The sequence below is a fragment of the Ruegeria sp. AM7 genome (assembly GCF_056535965.1).
The window spans coordinates 3027922-3045255 of the sequence record NZ_JBQFJE010000003.1; the positions used below are offsets into that span (position 1 = coordinate 3027922).

A 17334-nucleotide genomic window follows, 5' to 3' on the forward strand; every position below is an offset into this window, starting at 1 on the left:
CCAGGAATGCGCCATATGTCTGACCGCCCGAATACGCCTCTGCTGGACCTTGTGAACCGCCCTGCGGACCTCAAGCAGTTCTCGGACTCGCAATTGCGACAGGTCGCGGATGAGCTGCGGGCCGAGACCATCTCGGCCGTGTCTGTCACCGGGGGACATCTGGGCGCGGGGCTGGGTGTGGTCGAACTGACCACGGCGCTGCATGCCGTCTTTGACACGCCGCGCGACAAGATCATCTGGGATGTGGGGCATCAGTGTTACCCGCACAAAATCCTGACCGAACGGCGTGACCGCATTCGTACCCTGCGCATGAAAGACGGGCTGAGCGGGTTCACAAAGCGAAGCGAAAGCCCCTATGACCCGTTCGGGGCTGCCCATTCCAGTACCTCGATCAGTGCCGCGCTTGGGTTTTCCGTCGCGCGCGATTTGGGCGGTGTCACGCCTGAAGGCTTGGGTGATGCGATTGCCGTGATCGGCGATGGGTCGATGTCCGCAGGCATGGCGTTCGAGGCGATGAACAACGCGGGCCACCTGAAAAAACGCCTTGTTGTGATCCTGAATGACAACGAGATGAGCATTGCGCCCCCGGTTGGTGCGCTGTCCAGCTATCTGTCGCGGATTTATACCGAGGCCCCGTTCCACGATCTGAAAGCCGCCGCCAAGGGCGCGGTTTCCCTGCTGCCGGAACCCTTCCGCGAAGGGGCGAAACGCGCCAAAGAGATGCTTAAGGGCATGGCCATGGGCGGCACGTTTTTCGAAGAACTGGGCTTTTCCTATATCGGCCCCATCGACGGGCATGACATGGAGCAGTTGCTGCCGGTTCTGCGCACCGTCAAGGCGCGGGCGACCGGGCCCATTCTGATCCACGTGCTGACCAAAAAAGGCAAGGGCTATGCCCCCGCCGAGCAGGCCCGCGACAAGGGGCATGCCACCGCGAAATTCGACGTAGTGACGGGCAAACAGCACAAGGCACCGTCGAACGCGCCCTCCTATACCTCGGTCTTTGGCAAGACGCTGGTGGAGGAAGCCGGGCGCGACGACAAGATCGTAGCTGTGACCGCTGCGATGCCCGATGGCACCGGACTCAACCTGTTTGCAGAACGCTACCCTTCACGCTGTTTTGACGTAGCGATTGCTGAACAGCACGGCGTGACCTTTGCCGCCGCACTGGCCGCAGGCGGGATGAAGCCGTTCTGCGCCATGTATTCGACTTTCCTGCAGCGCGGTTATGATCAGGTTGTACATGACGTTGCCATTCAACGCCTGCCGGTCCGGTTCGCCATCGACCGCGCGGGGCTTGTGGGTGCCGATGGCGCGACACATGCGGGATCGTTCGACATCGCTTATCTGGCCAACCTGCCGGGCATGGTGGTGATGGCCGCCGCCGATGAAGCCGAGCTGATGCACATGGTCGCCACCGCCGCCGCACATGACGAAGGCCCCATCGCCTTCCGCTACCCGCGTGGTGAGGGCGTGGGCGTAGACCTGCCGGAACGCGGCGAGGTTCTGGAAATCGGCAAAGGCCGCATCATCCAAACCGGCGCGCGCGTCGCGCTGCTATCCTTCGGCACCCGTCTGGCCGAAGTGCAAAAGGCGGCCGAGGCGCTTGCCGCCAAGGGCATCACGCCAACCATCGCCGATGCGCGTTTTGCCAAACCGCTGGACCGGGACCTGATTCTGGACCTGGCCGCCAATCACGAAGCGCTGATCACCATCGAGGAAGGCGCAATCGGCGGGTTCGGAAGCCATGTGGCGCAGCTGCTGGCTGACGAGGGCGTGTTTGATGACGGCCTGAAATACCGTTCAATGGTACTGCCCGATATCTTCATCGATCAGGCCAGTCCTGCTGATATGTACGCGGTGGCCGGGATGAATGCCGAGCAGATCGAGGCCAAAGTGCTCTCGGTTCTGGGCGTAGCAACAATCGGCGAAAAACGCGCCTAATCTTTGTTTTTGCGGAAAATGGTGCCTCAAGAGGGACTCGAACCCCCGACCTTGTCCTTACGAATTTTGACGTCGAGTTGTTGCACGGAGCCGGACAGCGCCGTAGGCAACCTCATAAGACCATACAACTGCTTGATTAATTCCGGCTTCGCTTTTGGATGTGATCGCACATCGTTTCAGAACTTTTGACGAACACGCCCTACTAATGCCCTACTAACTCTATTAGTAGGACCCTACTAATTGACCCCACCCCATCGACGGCTTCCGGAAAAGCTTGCTCTCAGGCAACCCCGTTCCGCCAGAGTTGGAGAAATACAACAGTAGTTCGACCATCAATCGGGATCCCTACAGGTTCAAACAATTGAATTGAACAGCCGTTCTTGAGGGGTAGTCCGAAGGTCTATTCAGCGGGACAAAGCTGCAATTTGCTGCGGCGTAAATGAAAGCCCGTTATCGGGGGGGCGGTTGGCTATAAGGTTCAGCGCAAAATCGTTCATGATTCCCAAAACTATCGACAAATGGACGTATTTGAACAGGGGCAGAGGCTCGCGTTTGGCCCTACCCTGATTGGACACTAGCAATAGCTATCCGTTTCATACTTTTGGAACTTAGATGGGGTGACATCGTAAGCTGCCTCTGACAATGCTGTTCTTCACCGATTTCAGGAAACACAGTGCACCTAAATGTTCGTCCCCACTCTAGACGCCTTTGCAGAAATACTGAAAATGGACACCACGAAGTGGTTCTCGCCTCTTAAGCGTATCGAAGGAGAGGGCGGCAATGAGGCCGACAAACGCTTCATTGTCCGATCCCAAAAAAATCTTCGGAGGAAGTTTCAGGAAGGCCAACTTACAGCCACCGATTCAGAGAAGCAGATAGGGAAATTTATAAAGCGATTTGGAGATCGATCAGCGCCATTGGTGGAGTTTCAGGAGCGCATCAAATCATCATTCGATTGGCGGGATTTCGCGATCATTTCAAAACAGCTAAGCGCCGGAGAAATTGCGGGAGGACTCCCAAAGACCAGGCGAAATCTCAAGACGCTGACAGAATTCAGGAAACTGGAATACAACTCATGGGTTCTGCGAAAAAAACTCTACTATGACCAAGAAACGAATTGGGATCTTAGTATTGGGGGGCCTCTTAGTATATTGAACTCTCGAACATTCCAGGCTTTTAGTTCTCCTGCGGCTTTTGAAACATGGAAACTCAACCCATTTCCGACACTTCATCCCCTAGAGTTCCTAACGCTTGGGTACATCCTGCAACGGGTAACCCAGAACAATAGAATGTGCAGCAATGTGGCTATTCAGGAGAAACCGTCACAGGTCAAAACCGTCTTTGTCGAATACTATCTTCTACCCAATAGTCAGTGGCCCGATAAATCAGCGATGTGGGCGGCAACGCCTATAGATCGCATTAAGACGTTCACCGAGCGAGACACAACACCCTTTATAGATACCTTTACCCAGTACATTAGCTTGGTTGATCACAGCGAAAACCCAAGGTTTGCATCACTCAATGAGGATCACATGACTGTTGCAAACAGGTATATTCGATCCAGTCTGTTTTTGATTGCAGTTTTTTGCTGCTTATCGATCAGGATGAGGAAGGATTGGAAATATTGGGAGAACGTCGCAGATCAGGCTGATTTCAAGTATGAAGACTTAGTCAATGACTTCCGCGACTTTGAAAGAGGGGTGATACCAACTTGTTCCACCCCTCAGGAAAACCAACAAATCGTTACGCCTTAGTCACAGTTGGCTCACTTGCCTTTGCTGCCGCCAGAACCGTTGTCTGAGCGACCGCCACCAGAAGGTTTCCCAGTTGTTGACGGCCAGCCACCAGCGTTACCTTGACCTTTTGCCATTTTACGTTCCTTTTCAGTTTTCAGTTAAGAGGGGCTATCGAACTCCTCATGTGAATGTTCTACCTCTGCTGCTGGTTACTAAGCAAAAGGCACGCGGGGACATGGGCATCCTGGCCTCGCTAAAAACCTTAGCTGCCGAATGCCTGACGATTTTCAGATACATTTCAGATGGTTATGCTATTTCATGGGGTAAAAGTTACACGAGGACACCTATGAGAAGACGCGCTTGGCTTGTCGCAGACACCGTAAGAACTGACCGAAAAGACATTTTTTGCTTTGCGGAAGGTAACCAACACCACGTTGGCACGATCATCTCTGGTAGTAGAAAATACCTCGAAAGATTTGAAGCCGAAGTGTCTCTTATCCGCAGAAGCCCAGAAATGAAAAGCATCCTCCAATCGTTAGTAGATGAAGGACGCTCCAATAGTATCTGCCCTGATCGTATTCAGAGGCTTGCTCAAATCGCGAGTGCAATACTGGACGAAATTGGGCAACCTTACGAGGAAGGGTAATTATTCACTCTGGCCGTATCTCGCCATATTTGTCTGACCGGTATTTTAACTCATCGGAAACGTGGGAAGGTTTGAAGTCTGCTAGCTCATTGAGCACCCTCTCACTTTTCAACCGGGGCAATAACCAACGCCTCGCCCAGCTTTTCGAAATCGCTGAGACAGAGTTCGATTTTTCATTGGCGTCGAGTTCGTCTCCCTTAAATCCGAGTAGTTGGTCTTTCGCACCCGGAAACAACTCGCAACCATAGACTTTCTTTTTGTTGGGCTGCTCTAGGAGTTCGCTGTTGTTGATGCCCAACAGATTTAGACCTTCTCGGATTTGGCGAGTTCTGGGGCTACTTCCTTCTCCGAAAACGCTATTGATCCTTCGGCGACCGTATTCGCTGATTCCCAATGAGCGCATAAGTTGAACCGTTTCGTCACTAATGTGGGTGACAGTAAAGCCGGTGCTGCTGTCAATTTTTTTCCAAACGACATCGCTTGCTAACTCAGAGTGCTTAGATGCCCGCAATGTAAGGCTACTGTATTGGTTACTGCCAACTCCATACAGGGCAGTTGTTGTCAGCAGCTTCAAATCGGAAGACCGCTGTACCCTTTGGCCTTTGATCTGGGAAGAGATTTCACTAACCTGCTTTCCATACCTTTGCTTGTAGATTTCACGTATTTCTTCTGATGCCATCAAGGCAGTAACCAGCTTCCCACCGATAATATTGTTGTAAGGCGCGACGGCCCCGCAAACGGAAAGATCGGCGACTTCCGAGGCCAAATGCACTTTCTTTATTTCACCAAGCGCCGTTTGAACCGCTTGTTTCCCATCCTTTTCAACAAGGGCTTCGTAGAGGGCGGCGCCGGGATGCTTATCGAACCCATACCCTTTCATGGTCCCGAGCGCCCTCAAGAGCGGAATAAGTTGTTCAGCTCGCTTCTTTTTGAACAATGCAGTCTCGGAAAGCTCCTTCCACTGCTTGTTTGTGATTTTCGATTTGTCGAGCCCACGGATGTCAACGAGGTAGTCGGTGGACTCCGCCTCCAAGTCTCTGGCTCGGTCTTGCAGCGCCTTGTGAACTGTCTGGTCAAGCGCAAAGAAATGCTCTGGTTTTGGATGGTTTAGGACGCTTCGAGGAACCAAATCGTCTGTTCGTATCTGTTTGATCGCTGTTTTAATCGCATCAAAAAGCTTGCGCCCGACGTTGTCGGCGCTCCACCTCTGTGCCAGAAGCCCGGAGACGATTTCCTCAAATGTCCACCCAATCCATTTGTCTCGGCTTAGGAGGTTCGCCGTAGGGCTGGCTAGCAACACAATACCGATGACCGGCTTATTTGGGCGAGCAGCATTTCGAACCAGCAGCCGCATCGTTCTGCCCGGCAACAGCTTGTATTCGAGGGACCATGTATGTCGGAAGTACCTCCAAATGTCCTGTAGTCGGTAACCGGTGTATGGGCATTTCTCATCCCCACGACACTCAACCAACTCTGGACATACTACTGCTGAGACTTTTTCCAATCCCTTTTCCGAAGGGTCGGTAGCGAACTGCCTTAGTTCATTGGCAAGTTCCGCTCCGTCATCGACAACATCGAGCACCGATACCATCTTGCCTTCAAATTCTCTTGGAGCTTCCATCCGGCGAATAAACTCGCGGTTGGTAGGGTCGGCCAGTTGGCGGTTGCTGACGGCTTCAAATCCCTTACGAATTCGTTTTTTTACTTGTGCTTCCGTTTCGTCTTCCGTCCAATCAATGGAAGGTTGCTCGACGAAGATTTCATCGTCCTGAACTGCGATTCCCCACCCTTGTTCGGTGAAGTCGGCCAGCATCGAATAGCAAACGGCAAGGCGAATCTGATCAGAGTCGGCATTTCCATCAGTCCCGCTAAGGGCGTGTTTGCGTGCTTGCTTCCGGTAACAGACCGCTGCATCGTACGTGTCTTCCAGGGCTTGAGATTTAATCGTTGTGGTGAGCGTAACGAGTAGCCTTGTAGGCAGCCTATTGGGGGCAAACGCTTTCTTATGATTGTTGTTTTTCATAGTTCATAATAGCAGAAAGAGCCCACCGCAGTGGGCTCCTTTGCCATTCCCTTGTCGTCTTAGGCTGCTTCGTCGTCTACGACTTCTTCGAATTCGCTCAACACACCAAGCATGACGTTCAGCTTCTTGGACCATTCGAGCTTTTCGACATGGTAGAAACTTTCCTTGCTAACGTTTCCGATCGCGTCCAGCTCGCCTTCGCCGATAGATATCAAGAGAACCTCCAAGGCGTGGCGGACGAACGCACCGGCAGAGCTGCTGGCGTAAATGTCCTTGTAGAACCTATGCGCCATATTGATCTTCAGGACCTTCATAGAGCCCCGTTGCTCCATCCTGTAGAACGGAGCGTCAGGTAAGGTTTCGAACTCAACCTTATAGGGACGCTCCTCTGTCTCTTTCTCAAGTTGCTCCTTTGCCGTATCTTCGGGAATTTTCCGGTTCTTGGCGTCTTGTTTGAAAAATTCCTCGAAGTTCTTCTTGGCTTGCTCTTGCCGTTCCTCGGACATTGGGTGGACCCGCCCCGGGCGGGCTTGTTCTGATCCCTCTTTTGCAGCGATCTCGGAGGGACGGGGCTTATCCCCGTCTTCCGTAGGTTCAGAAGCTTTGGCCGCTTTTGCGTCTTTATACATTTTCTTAAGCGATTTTAAGCCCGTGAGCACACCGCCTTCCTTGAGAAGCTGCCAGATACGGTCAGACATCACGACATCCTGTTTGGAATTGGAGATTGTGAACTCCTCATCCAAGTCAGCTGGGAAGTCGATTTCTAGCCCCCAATAACGGTCATCGTTATTCGACAACCTGCCTTCACCAGCCCAACCGTTAGGACCGTCGTGTGCAGTAATCTTGTCTACGACGTGAATTTGTCGCCCCATACGACAGACCACAATGCCGAGGTTTTCGTTCTTCACTCGGAAACGTGCATTGCCATTTCTGCCACCAGCGGACTTCGACTTGTCGATTGAGAAAAAACCAACCGGCATCGAAGCGTAGCGAACCTTGATTTTACAAGGCTTCCCCGTGCGCTCCGAACGGACGGTGATTTCGCCCGGTTCCAACGCGGTTGCCCTTTGGGAATCTTCATCGAAGAAGCGGGCGCCGGGGGTGATGAATAGCGGATCAACGGCTCCAACGATCGTGTTGTCGAAGACAATCTGAGTCTGCGACAAGTAGTTTCGGTAGATGGTACCGAAGTGGGAAAGCAAATTGTTTCGCAGCCCATTGACCGTAGACCAGGTCAGTCGATCTAGTTTTTCCCATACAACCACCGTTCCGTGGTTCAGTTCATCTTCCGGGAAGTTGTCTCTTATATTGTTCAACACCCACTCGGGCGGAGCTACCTTTTTGAAGCCGGGAACTTCCACCTTTCCAGGAACCTCCGAGTATTTCATGTCCGCCAAATCTTGCAAATCGACAGTCACCGAGTACCAGTCTTTGTCGCTAAGCTTGGAGTAGATCGTAAAGCACTTGCCCTGATTTACAGACGCACTGGGAAGCCCGAAACCAAAACGCCCCATACCGTCGCGAGTTTCATTTTGGTGTCGGTGTGTGCCGCCCCAAGAAGCGGCCCGACGCACCATGTTGGGTGGCATGCCATGCCCATTGTCGATGATCGCAATCGCGCTGGGTTTTTTGTCGCCTTTCTTCTTGAAGCCGAACGCAACACTCACCGTATTGGCTCCGGCCTCAATGGAGTTGTCGATCAACTCATCAATGGCGGTGCCAGTGTGCTTGTAGTGCGTGGACCGCATGCTTTCGACAAATGCTTCGCCAATTGCAAACGTGTAGTCGACGTTGTTATCGTCGAGGGCGTTCGCATATTCGATTTGGAGTTCAAGTTGAGTAGCCATGATATTTTCCTTCTTAATGCAGCCATTTTCGACCGCGTAGACTGAGGGGGTGGCCCTAGTGGGCCACCACGTTGCTTTACTGGGCGAGCACAGGCGCCAAGTCACGCTTTCCCAAACGCACCACACGAGCCAGCGCGTCGTAGACCGCAGGGCGGCGACGACCGAGATCATTAGCGATTTGCTGGGGGGAATGATTCATCCAAAAACGGCGGATGACAATACATTGCAGATACGGGGTCAGACTCTCGACGAACGTGCGAACCTCTCCGCGCATGTCTTCGAGGATCATTTGCTCTTCGACCGTGGGCTTAGGGTCGGCGATAGTATCGCCTACCTCGACCAGAGAACCGTCTTCGAATTGGACGGTCTCATTGGTCGAGCCAACGTGCGTGAGGCCGTACAGGCTATCAAGGCCTGCGTTACACATAGGGTAGAAATGGGGATCCATAACGGGAACCTCCTTGCTTAATAGACAGCATTTTGGAGGTTCACAAAATCAGTGTACTCAGTTCTTTTTCATACATGCAGCCATTTTCGACCGCGTCGATCCGAAGAACCTCCGACGTATTCTCAATATATCACCAGAATCGCAGGATTCGAGGTGGCTAGGAGAACTTTTCTTGAATTGCACTCAGATGATTTGGTCTCACTAAGCTCGAGACAACCGCATTAAGCAGCCAGAGCATTGTTTTTACAGCGAAAATGAAGGTCTCTGGGCTGCTGCACTGAATACGGTTATCTTAGACTCTGTGGTTGTGCTGGAGAGTCCATGCACGAAACATTGACTTGAGGCTAAAAAAGCCCGATATAAGAACCAAACGAGAACAAGTAATGGAGGCGAGCACATGTCTCAGATCGTAGACTTCCGAAATGAATCAGGTTTGGAGTTCAAGGATATTTCCTCTGAACATTGGCGCGAGTACATTTTTGCGGACGGGCAAACCGTTCGTATTGAAAAACCCCTAAAGCTCTATGTAAGTGACAATGGTCACCGACTCCTAGATGCCGCTGGGGTTTCGCACTACGTACCCTTGAATTGGATACATCTCAAATGGCAAGTGAAGGATGGGGAGCCGCAGTTCGTTCTTTAGGGGCTTACCCAAATAGCTTTCGCTTCCAACGCCCCAAAATTTGTACTGCTTTTGAGTAATCGTCTTTCGCAATTGCAGTCGTTCCAACGATAACACCGCCAACAACAGCGCCAATAATCACCGGCCAATCCTTAGAAGGGTCAGTCAGTGTTCGAACGACAAACGGAAGCGCGAAACCTATGGCGGTGACAATCACACTAAGGGCTGCCAATCCAAGTGAGGGTTTGGTTATTATTCTGATCTGAAAGTCTTCCCAAATTAGCTTTTCGGTGGTGCTTTCTTTACGCCTAAATGCCAATCGCGTGTCTTCACCCAAAGGACTCATTCTCGTTTTGAAGCGAAAATCTTTGCGATCGTATCGTGTGTTCATTGCGCGTGTCTCACCATTTAGAGACTTTATCACATCATCCCCGGAGCTTACTTCAAGCGTATACTCGCTGAAGTGCCGTTTGGGGTGATAGTGGTAAACTTGGACCTCGTAATTTTTACCACCTTCCAATTCAAAGGTTAGTGAACCCTCGTCTTCGAATGGCTCAACCGTTTTGTTCGCTTGCAAGTCCATAACACTCTGGAGGCGGTAAAATGGGGTATCTTCAATATGACTGGGTGTTTGAAAATACTGTTCAACAAGGTTCTCCCAATCCGCGAGATCATTTGAACCTACTACACCACCAAAACAACTTTGATCATCGAACACCCAGTATTTGCCGGAGAGTTTTCCATCCTCGAAATCAGGAAGTTCCAGCTGGGACGCTCGCAACTTGGCGTTAAGGGAGCATAGATCATCAAACTTACAAAACGCACCTAGCTCAAAAACAATACTGACCGTTGATCCATGTCTACGCACTTCGACTATATCGGCAAAGCGAATAGGTAGAATCTGCGGTGTAACGTTCTCTTTTTCTTGATCAATGTAGCACAATATAGCGGGCTTGGATTTTCCGTATACCTCCTTCGATTTTCTGTCATCAACAACGGACGAAATCCATTTTGATGCATATCGAAATTGCTGTTTCGCACCGACCGGCTTCGCAAAGAGATCCACAATGTCGTGAGAATATCCGTCACGGCTGCTCGACGACAAGAAAACATCCAATCCCATAAAGGAACCCCCTGGAGATACATTTGCTGCAGCCCATCCACGAACATCTGCTTTGCGGTTTCCACAAAGCGATACGACAACTAGGGATAAGCACTCGTCTAGCGTTTACGATGATAACGTGTGTCTTTCCAGCGGAATTCAGCGGGAGGCTTATTTCCTGCAAACTCGGCGAACCTAATCACATTGGGTAAGCTGTGCAGCTTTACTAACTTCAATGCTGGACAGCATTTCATTGGATTAGATTACATCCCATTCGCCATCATAATACGATGAAAAGTCGAGCTTTTTCTCTGGATGTGCTTATAATGACTTGTGGCCATAAGGAGGGTCACAATGCCAAATCTACGTCTTACACGTCGTGCCGTTGACGACATCCCATTTCCGCAAAGCGGTCAGGTTTTCTACCGGGACACACTGCTCTCAGGTTTCGGCCTGCGGGTCGGTGCCAACTCCAAGGTATTCTTTGCCGAAGGTCAGGTGAACCGACGCACACGCCGCGTCACGATAGGCCGCGCGGATGTGTTCGCACCCGAGATCGCCCGCAAGAAGGCGTTGGTCATTCTCGGTGAAATGGCCGAAGGGCGTGATCCTAATGCCGAGAAACGTAAGGAAAAACAGGAGCGGGTCACCTTGGAATTGGCAATGGAGCGGTTCTTCGAGACGCGCAACACCTTGTCACCCAGCACAGTCGAACACTACCGGCGGACAGTTCAACTGTATCTTAAAACGTGGCGCAAACTGGAGATGAAGGAAATCACCCGTCAGATGGTGCTTAAGAAGCATCAGGATATCGGCAAGAAACATGGGAAAACCACCGCCAACAACGTGATGCGGCACTTTCGCTCGCTCTACAATTTCACGTCTGCAACGCAGGACGAATATCCACCTAATCCGGTGCAAATCCTGACCCAAGCGCGGGCATGGTTTAAGGATCATCGCCGTCAGACTGTTGTAAATTCGCCTGATCTACCCGCATGGTGGAAAGCGGTGATGGCGGAACCGGACTACTCGCGGGACTTCCTGCTGACGACCCTGTTCACAGGAATGCGCCGTAGCGAAGTGTTGAAACTGCGCTGGGAGAACGTTGACCTTTCAGCCAAGACGCTTCACCTGCCAACGACCAAGAACGGCGATCCGTTGACCCTGCCTTTGTCGGAGTTTCTGGTGGACCTGTTGGCCCAACGGCGTGAATCGAACAAAGGCTCCCCGTGGGTGTTCCCCGGACCGGGTAAGACCGGACATCTTGTCGAAACCAAGAAGTTCCTCCAGCGTGTCACCGCAGGGTCTGGCGTCAGTTTCACTCTGCACGACCTGCGACGCACCTTCATCACCATCGCTGAGAGCCTCGACGTGCCCTACTATGCGCTCAAGCGCCTGCTTAATCACCGGACCAATGGCGATGTGACCGGCGGTTATATTGTGGTGAATGCTGAGCGTCTGCGGGAACCGGTCGAACTGGTGGCACAGCGCATCCTGGAACTGAAAGTGCCGCACGACTGATCGTGCGGTGACCCCACCCCATCGACGGCTCTCAGGGCAATGGGTGCGCTGGCCGATCCCGCTTCGACGGAATCCGAGAGCGCCCTTGATCATACAAATGACGAAATTCATCTATTTAACGGGTGATCATCTGGTTGCCCATTCGCGCGCACGCGCGCATCTAAGCTAGAACGAAATGCAGGTCACATCATGACAGATTCTCCAAAAGACGACGACTGGTGGGTTCTGAGCAACCACGTCAATGAGTACGACTGGCGAGGGAGCGTTCTTAGCAACGCGTTTGTTGACGCAATGCTGCTAGCATTTATCCGCGCACATCCTTCAATGGAAAAAGGAGAAAGCGTTAGCGAAGCAGACCGCCTTCGTGATGCTCGCCTTGCATTATTCGGCATTCCGGCGGGAACTCGCAACAAGTACTACGCCGACTACGCCGCGCTCAGCGATATGGCTCAAAACTATGTTGCCGACCGAAGTGGAGAAATCCCAACAGATGACCAAGGAACGTACGTTTGCGAGCCAGAAAGGACTGACTGCCGCACGCTTAAAGAACTTGCTTTGGGTGCGCTGGAGAAAGGCCTCGCAAATGCGGGGCGAAAGGAAATTGGGACCCGCGAAAGCTCTGTAAAACGACTATCTAGAAAATTCGTAAGCGAATTCGACGAACTCATTCGATTCGCCGAGGATGACAGTGGAGTTAAGCTCATCGCCGACAAGACGCGTCAACTCCAAATATTGCTAGGACCGACATCTGTACCGATGAGCCTAACGTCTGATTTCATTAGGGATTTGAAGGGGCTAGTTTAGATCCTTGGATTAATCCCGTAAACATCTGCAAATAAATGACCATCTCAAAACCAATAGGTGGTCAGGATGACACATAAAACAACCCAACTTCTCACAACCAAACAGCTGCCGGAAATCACCGGTTTCAGCACCAGCTACTTCGAAAAGGGCCGCATTCAGGGATATGGCCCGCGCTTCATTCGCTCCAAATCCGGTGGTCGGACTGGCAAGATTCTCTATCGCCGGGCCGATGTAGAAAACTGGATGTCCGCAATGACCTGCGAACCGCAAGGTGGCGCAAATGTCCTCTAATCTTGATTCTGATCCCAACAAAGCTGTCCAGTTTGTCAACTGGCTCACACAAAACGCACCACTCTATCTGGAACAGATGAGCAGCCGGGGAAAAGCCAACCCCAAACATAAGTCTTACGGCGCTGGTGAAACCGCATCGGCCGTTAGCTTTGTTTCCGGCAACAACAACGACACCTACCGGCGCAACCTCTATTTCCTGCCGAATGCTGAATATCTTGAGGGTAAACGCAGCAAAGCCAACCTCAAGGCGGTTGGCTACCTGCACGTCGATCTGGACAACAAGGATTATCCCGGTGACGAAAACCAACAAGAAGAACGCATTATCAATTTGCTGATGGAAGAAGGTATTCGGCCCAAAGGAATACCGCACCCGTCCGCTATCTGGTTTACAGGTGGCGGTTTTCAGGCGGTTTGGACACTCAAAGAACCAATCAGCGTAGATGATGCAGAAGCGTTGAACAAATCTTTGCTGGTCGCGCTGCAAGGTGGTCCAGGAACGCATGACGCCAACCGCCTGTTGCGTCTGCCTTGGACTACGAATTGGTTGAACGACAAGAAGCGCGATAGCGGTCGGGTGCCGAAGCTGGCGCACCCCATGCATCCAATTAACTTCAAGTCTCCTCCGGTGTCATTCGCCGTGGACGACTTCCAGATGCGCCGCGCAGACCCTGAACCGAAGCTTCCGCAAGCGGCTGGTAGCACAGCCAATGTGCCGCTGGACTTCGAGGCTCTGCCGTTGCCGGACGACCTGAATTCTATCATCCCAATGGATCAGAAATGGCTAGAAGTGCTTATGACCGGTCAGAGTCCACCTGACAAAGCATACAGTTCCCGGTCTGAGTTGGTCTTTGCGGCCACACTTTGGATGCTTGGGAAAGGTATGGAACCCGGCCACGTGCTGTCAATCATCACTGACTCTGATTTCGGCATCAGCGCTCATGTGCTCGACAACCCGAACCCGCAGAAGTATGGCCGCCGTCAGATCAAGCGGGCATATGAGCTGCTGGAAACGAAACAAAGTGGCTGGCCCGTGGTTGATGATGACGGAAAGCCGGTCCCCCGGGTGCCTGAGAACATCCGCTATGCACTTACCCTGTTGGGGATTGATGTTCAGCGCAATGAATTCACCGAAACAAATGAAGTAACAGGATACAAACTTGAAAATCGCGACTTGAATGAGGTCGGCGACATCCTTTGGAGCGTGTTTAGTCGCGAGTTTCACTTTAGCGCTAGCCCGGAAGTTATCCGGCGAGAAATCGTGGCCGTCGCTCACGAGAATACCTACCACCCCGTCAACGACTATCTCGACGGTTTGAAATGGGATGGCGTTCCTCGCATTGATACTTGGTTGGAGACTTATTGCGGGGCAGAAGACACAGAACTGAATCGTGAATTCGGCAGTAAGTTCCTTGTCGCAGCAGTGCGCAGAATCAAACAACCGGGCGTCAAGTTTGATACCATGCTGGTGTTGGAGGGTTCTCAAGGTGCGGGGAAATCCCAACTGGCGGCTATGTTGGCGGTTCGCAGCGAATGGTATTGTGGCAGCCTTGACCTTCGTAGTGATGACAAAACCAAAGCTGAACTTCTTTCCCGTGCATGGATCGTCGAATGCCAGGAATTGGATGGGATGAATAAGACCACCAGCCAAGGCCTGAAGAAATTCCTCAGCACGAGTGTTGATCTGTTTCGCCCTGCGTATGGAAGAACGGTGCTATCCTTCAAGCGTCACTGCGTCATCATAGGCACCACCAACGAAGACACATATCTGCGTGATCGTACTGGCAACCGCCGGATCTGGCCTGTCAGGGTTGGCGAGATTGATTTGGAGGGACTCAGTGCCACCGTGAACCAACTCTGGGCCGAAGCTGTGGTGCGGGAAAGAGAAGGCGGATCTATCGTCCTGTCCAAACATCTCTGGGGCGAAGCTAGCCGTGTTCAAGATTTGCGGATGGTAGAGGACGAATTTGCCGAGGTTCTTACTGACAATTTTGCTAACCGTACCGGCAGAGTTTCGATGGACAGCATTAAGCTTTTGTTGAACCTCGACACATCCCGGATGACTAAAGATAATGCCCACCGCATCAAGGCGGCTATGGATCGTCTAGGCTGGGAATATGGTACTCATCGCCTGCACGATCTGTCTGGTGGGGATAGACGCCCCAAAAAGGGGTTCGCTCGGGGTAGTATTAACGAACGTGCCACCGAGCTATTCGCAACCCAAAAGCATGGTGTAGTGGTCGTAGTTGAAGGTCAAGTGACACCGCCGGATACGCCGTTTTGAGGTTAGTGTTGCGGGTAGCGTTACCGGTTACCCGTAACTTGACCACGTACTGTTAGCTGTTCCAAATAGGGGGGTGCAGCCCCCCCTTTTTTGTTTGCTGCTGTTCAACCTAAAGTTACAGTTACAGGTAACATCTTTAGCTAATTATCAGCAGCACATCAGCGCCGCTCTGGGTGCTTTAAACGGTTGCTGGGGGCAACCCCTGCCATTGGGCTGCCAACCGACTCAGCGGACGCCAGAGGACGCGCTGGGCAGTTCTGCGCAGTGGTTGCCTGCCAATTAGGTTCATTGTCAGTTGGGCAACTAGCCCTGCACGTCCAGTGTCAGTGTTCGCCAACTACCACTCTCGGGATAATACTGAATTGTTCCAGTAAAACTGCCTCGGATCATCGCGCCAAATCCGTTCTGTGCATCGAAGTTTCCGACAACCTGATAAACGCAATCGCCAATGTGACCAGTCCCCGAACCGTATCGGCCGGGAAATTCTGCCGTAGACGGTGAGCGCAGAGAGTTTCGCACGTCGGTTTGGATCATCACATATGCATGGCTTTTATTCTTGTCTGTACATTTGGAAAGGCGTTCTGCTTTGGCCTTTCTTGCGCGACGCTCGGCTTCCGCTGCATGGGCATCAGGATCCAAGGTTCGGAGTTCCGTAAACCAGCGATTTTCGTCAATGCTGCGAAGCTCGGCGAGATATGCAGTGGGGTCGGTTTCACGGAGTTCGGCGAGACGGACCTCTCGCTGCTCACTTACTATTACCGCACCTTGGAGCGAAAAGAATGTCGCGACCGCCAGAAACAACAGTGCTTTTCCGCGATGCCGGAAGTGAGGGATACCAATGCCTGTTATCAAGGTAAATAGAAACAGTACGAAAAGCAGCATCGCGACACCGGTTTGGATATCAGCGTCCTGTTTTTGCAGTAGATGGAGAGCATATCCGAATGCAACAAGTTCCAAGATCAGTATCTGGAATCGGATGAACCCGCCCACCGCAGACTTGCCAAGTTTTACGGCTCCATGATGATCTGCTGGCTTGGTGATAACCGTTTCAGTGTTTTGGTTGCTCGTGTTAGGTGCCGAAAGATCGTCAAGGTTGCTACCACAGTGTTTGCATATAATGGCGGCGGCTTTGATTTCTTCCGCACAGAACGGACAGAGTCGTGTTGAATTCTTCATGTGGTTCAGTCTCTTTAACGAATTGAAAATTAACGAAACACTTCGCCAGTAGAGGCGTCGAGATACAAACGATTGGCGACAGTAGGTCCCCCGCAATACATGAAGTACACGGGCCTCGGCTCAAATGAACCCGTCCTCACCCATCCTCCATGTCCCACAAACTCATTCGGCGTGCATGTGCCGTTCTTTACCAACTCGGTGGCAGCGATCAGGAATGCTTCGTGATGCCGCTCCAAATCATCCGACTTGGCGATCCAAGATTCGGCATCAAATGCATGCGCGGAACCCGCACACATCACGCCCGCAAACAAATATGAAAGTGCAATTTTTCTGCTCATAGCGGTTCCTCTACTAACGAAATCGGCCACCAGAGTTTCCTCTGGCAGCCGGGGAGTTAGTAAGCCGCCGACAGACGACCGCGTTGGCCTTTAGGCCGAAGCCCTGGACATACGCCAGCGCCTCCCCGACCATAGTGGTTCGAGGAGGTATCGTTGCGGTCGATACCGACCGCTGTCGGCGGGGTTACTACGCCCCGAGACTGGCTCTATCTGCCAATCCTGAACGCAGCCTAGCCCGTATGTCTGAAAATCGAAAGCGCAAACGTCACCCTTCAGACTTGCCGAATGCGTTGATTCCAGTGCAAAAATCGGAGTGCTGTCGGAGAAGAGTGGTGCCGCTGATAGGACTCGAACCTACGACCCCATCATTACGAATGACGTGCTCTACCAGCTGAGCTACAGCGGCATCCTTCTTTTTCCGCGGCCCTACTATGGCCCTACTAGTTACTGCGCGCCTTCTCTAACCTACTGGCCTCGAACGTCAATTGCGGATGGACCCGCTACTTACGAAGGACCTGCTCTACCAGCTGAGCTATTGAGGCAGCGGGGGACCGT

14 protein-coding genes and 1 tRNA gene are annotated in these 17334 nt (G+C 52.1%); 8 read left to right on the forward strand and 7 right to left on the reverse strand.

Going from position 1 to position 17334, the window contains the following annotated elements:
• Positions 1-15: 15 nt before the first annotated feature.
• The 3 genes from dxs to ACR3EG_RS19140 all read left to right on the forward strand — a co-directional run bounded on the left by dxs (position 16) and on the right by ACR3EG_RS19140 (position 4326).
• Positions 16-1944 (forward strand): 1-deoxy-D-xylulose-5-phosphate synthase, encoded by a 1929-nt coding sequence (dxs, locus tag ACR3EG_RS19130; RefSeq protein ID WP_480496989.1) that lies wholly within the window; start codon positions 16-18, stop codon positions 1942-1944.
• A 725-nt stretch (positions 1945-2669) separates the two neighbouring features.
• Positions 2670-3698, forward strand: a complete 1029-nt coding sequence (locus ACR3EG_RS19135; RefSeq protein ID WP_480552278.1) for a hypothetical protein — start codon at positions 2670-2672, stop codon at positions 3696-3698.
• Between the two features lie 217 nt (positions 3699-3915).
• Positions 3916-4326 carry a hypothetical protein gene (locus ACR3EG_RS19140; RefSeq protein WP_480552280.1) on the forward strand — a complete coding sequence of 137 codons (411 nt, stop codon included), beginning with the start codon at positions 3916-3918 and terminating at the stop codon, positions 4324-4326.
• A gap of 4 nt (positions 4327-4330) precedes the next feature.
• On the opposite strand, the gene ACR3EG_RS19145 is transcribed toward ACR3EG_RS19140, so the two are convergent.
• The 3 genes from ACR3EG_RS19145 to ACR3EG_RS19155 all read right to left on the reverse strand — a co-directional run bounded on the left by ACR3EG_RS19145 (position 4331) and on the right by ACR3EG_RS19155 (position 8644).
• Positions 4331-6349: a Druantia anti-phage system protein DruA gene (locus ACR3EG_RS19145; RefSeq protein ID WP_480496986.1), complete on the reverse strand. Its 2019-nt coding sequence runs from the start codon at positions 6347-6349 to the stop codon at positions 4331-4333.
• A gap of 59 nt (positions 6350-6408) precedes the next feature.
• Positions 6409-8196 (reverse strand): ATP-binding protein, encoded by a 1788-nt coding sequence (locus tag ACR3EG_RS19150; RefSeq protein WP_480496985.1) that lies wholly within the window; start codon positions 8194-8196, stop codon positions 6409-6411.
• Between the two features lie 76 nt (positions 8197-8272).
• On the reverse strand, positions 8273-8644 hold the full coding sequence (locus ACR3EG_RS19155; RefSeq protein ID WP_480496984.1) for a sigma-70 RNA polymerase sigma factor region 4 domain-containing protein: 372 nt from the start codon (positions 8642-8644) through the stop codon (positions 8273-8275).
• Positions 8645-9041: 397 nt separating this feature from the next.
• Here ACR3EG_RS19155 and ACR3EG_RS19160 point away from each other — a divergent pair, with 397 nt between their 5' ends.
• Positions 9042-9287 carry a hypothetical protein gene (locus tag ACR3EG_RS19160; protein ID WP_480496983.1) on the forward strand — a complete coding sequence of 82 codons (246 nt, stop codon included), beginning with the start codon at positions 9042-9044 and terminating at the stop codon, positions 9285-9287.
• Between the two features lie 4 nt (positions 9288-9291).
• Here the strand turns inward: ACR3EG_RS19160 and ACR3EG_RS19165 are convergent, their stop codons facing one another.
• On the reverse strand, positions 9292-10389 hold the full coding sequence (locus ACR3EG_RS19165) for a hypothetical protein (RefSeq protein ID WP_480496982.1): 1098 nt from the start codon (positions 10387-10389) through the stop codon (positions 9292-9294).
• A gap of 333 nt (positions 10390-10722) precedes the next feature.
• Between ACR3EG_RS19165 and ACR3EG_RS19170 the strand changes: the two genes are divergently transcribed.
• From ACR3EG_RS19170 to ACR3EG_RS19185, 4 genes are all read left to right on the forward strand, one after another.
• A complete protein-coding gene (locus ACR3EG_RS19170; protein WP_480496981.1) occupies positions 10723-11889 on the forward strand; it encodes a tyrosine-type recombinase/integrase in 1167 nt (388 codons plus the stop codon).
• 189 nt (positions 11890-12078) lie between these two features.
• Positions 12079-12693, forward strand: coding sequence for a hypothetical protein (locus ACR3EG_RS19175; RefSeq protein ID WP_480496980.1), 615 nt, complete (start codon positions 12079-12081; stop codon positions 12691-12693).
• A 66-nt stretch (positions 12694-12759) separates the two neighbouring features.
• On the forward strand, positions 12760-12984 hold the full coding sequence (locus tag ACR3EG_RS19180) for a helix-turn-helix transcriptional regulator (RefSeq protein ID WP_480496979.1): 225 nt from the start codon (positions 12760-12762) through the stop codon (positions 12982-12984).
• A complete protein-coding gene (locus ACR3EG_RS19185) occupies positions 12974-15265 on the forward strand; it encodes a virulence-associated E family protein (protein WP_480496978.1) in 2292 nt (763 codons plus the stop codon). Before ACR3EG_RS19180 ends, ACR3EG_RS19185 begins: the two co-directional genes overlap by 11 nt.
• 303 nt (positions 15266-15568) lie before the next feature.
• Here ACR3EG_RS19185 and ACR3EG_RS19190 read toward each other — a convergent pair whose 3' ends face one another.
• The 3 genes from ACR3EG_RS19190 to ACR3EG_RS19200 form a co-directional block, all read right to left on the reverse strand.
• Positions 15569-16441 (reverse strand): hypothetical protein, encoded by an 873-nt coding sequence (locus tag ACR3EG_RS19190; protein WP_480496977.1) that lies wholly within the window; start codon positions 16439-16441, stop codon positions 15569-15571.
• Positions 16442-16470: 29 nt separating this feature from the next.
• Complete coding sequence (locus ACR3EG_RS19195; protein ID WP_480496976.1) at positions 16471-16779, reverse strand: hypothetical protein; 309 nt, start codon at positions 16777-16779, stop codon at positions 16471-16473.
• A 330-nt stretch (positions 16780-17109) separates the two neighbouring features.
• Positions 17110-17185, reverse strand: a tRNA-Thr gene (locus ACR3EG_RS19200).
• Positions 17186-17334: the final 149 nt, after the last annotated feature.

Excerpts from the sequence above, each read along its gene's own strand:
- dxs (WP_480496989.1), top strand. The coding sequence starts at position 16 with ATGTCTGACCGCCCGAATACGCCTCTGCTGGACCTTGTGAACCGCCCT.
- ACR3EG_RS19135 (WP_480552278.1), top strand. The coding sequence starts at position 2,670 with ATGGACACCACGAAGTGGTTCTCGCCTCTTAAGCGTATCGAAGGAGAG.
- ACR3EG_RS19140 (WP_480552280.1), top strand. The coding sequence starts at position 3,916 with ATGGGCATCCTGGCCTCGCTAAAAACCTTAGCTGCCGAATGCCTGACG.
- ACR3EG_RS19145 (WP_480496986.1), bottom strand. The coding sequence starts at position 6,349 with ATGAAAAACAACAATCATAAGAAAGCGTTTGCCCCCAATAGGCTGCCT.
- ACR3EG_RS19150 (WP_480496985.1), bottom strand. The coding sequence starts at position 8,196 with ATGGCTACTCAACTTGAACTCCAAATCGAATATGCGAACGCCCTCGAC.
- ACR3EG_RS19155 (WP_480496984.1), bottom strand. The coding sequence starts at position 8,644 with ATGGATCCCCATTTCTACCCTATGTGTAACGCAGGCCTTGATAGCCTG.
- ACR3EG_RS19160 (WP_480496983.1), top strand. The coding sequence starts at position 9,042 with ATGTCTCAGATCGTAGACTTCCGAAATGAATCAGGTTTGGAGTTCAAG.
- ACR3EG_RS19165 (WP_480496982.1), bottom strand. The coding sequence starts at position 10,389 with ATGGGATTGGATGTTTTCTTGTCGTCGAGCAGCCGTGACGGATATTCT.
- ACR3EG_RS19170 (WP_480496981.1), top strand. The coding sequence starts at position 10,723 with ATGCCAAATCTACGTCTTACACGTCGTGCCGTTGACGACATCCCATTT.
- ACR3EG_RS19175 (WP_480496980.1), top strand. The coding sequence starts at position 12,079 with ATGACAGATTCTCCAAAAGACGACGACTGGTGGGTTCTGAGCAACCAC.
- ACR3EG_RS19180 (WP_480496979.1), top strand. The coding sequence starts at position 12,760 with ATGACACATAAAACAACCCAACTTCTCACAACCAAACAGCTGCCGGAA.
- ACR3EG_RS19185 (WP_480496978.1), top strand. The coding sequence starts at position 12,974 with ATGTCCTCTAATCTTGATTCTGATCCCAACAAAGCTGTCCAGTTTGTC.
- ACR3EG_RS19190 (WP_480496977.1), bottom strand. The coding sequence starts at position 16,441 with ATGAAGAATTCAACACGACTCTGTCCGTTCTGTGCGGAAGAAATCAAA.
- ACR3EG_RS19195 (WP_480496976.1), bottom strand. The coding sequence starts at position 16,779 with ATGAGCAGAAAAATTGCACTTTCATATTTGTTTGCGGGCGTGATGTGT.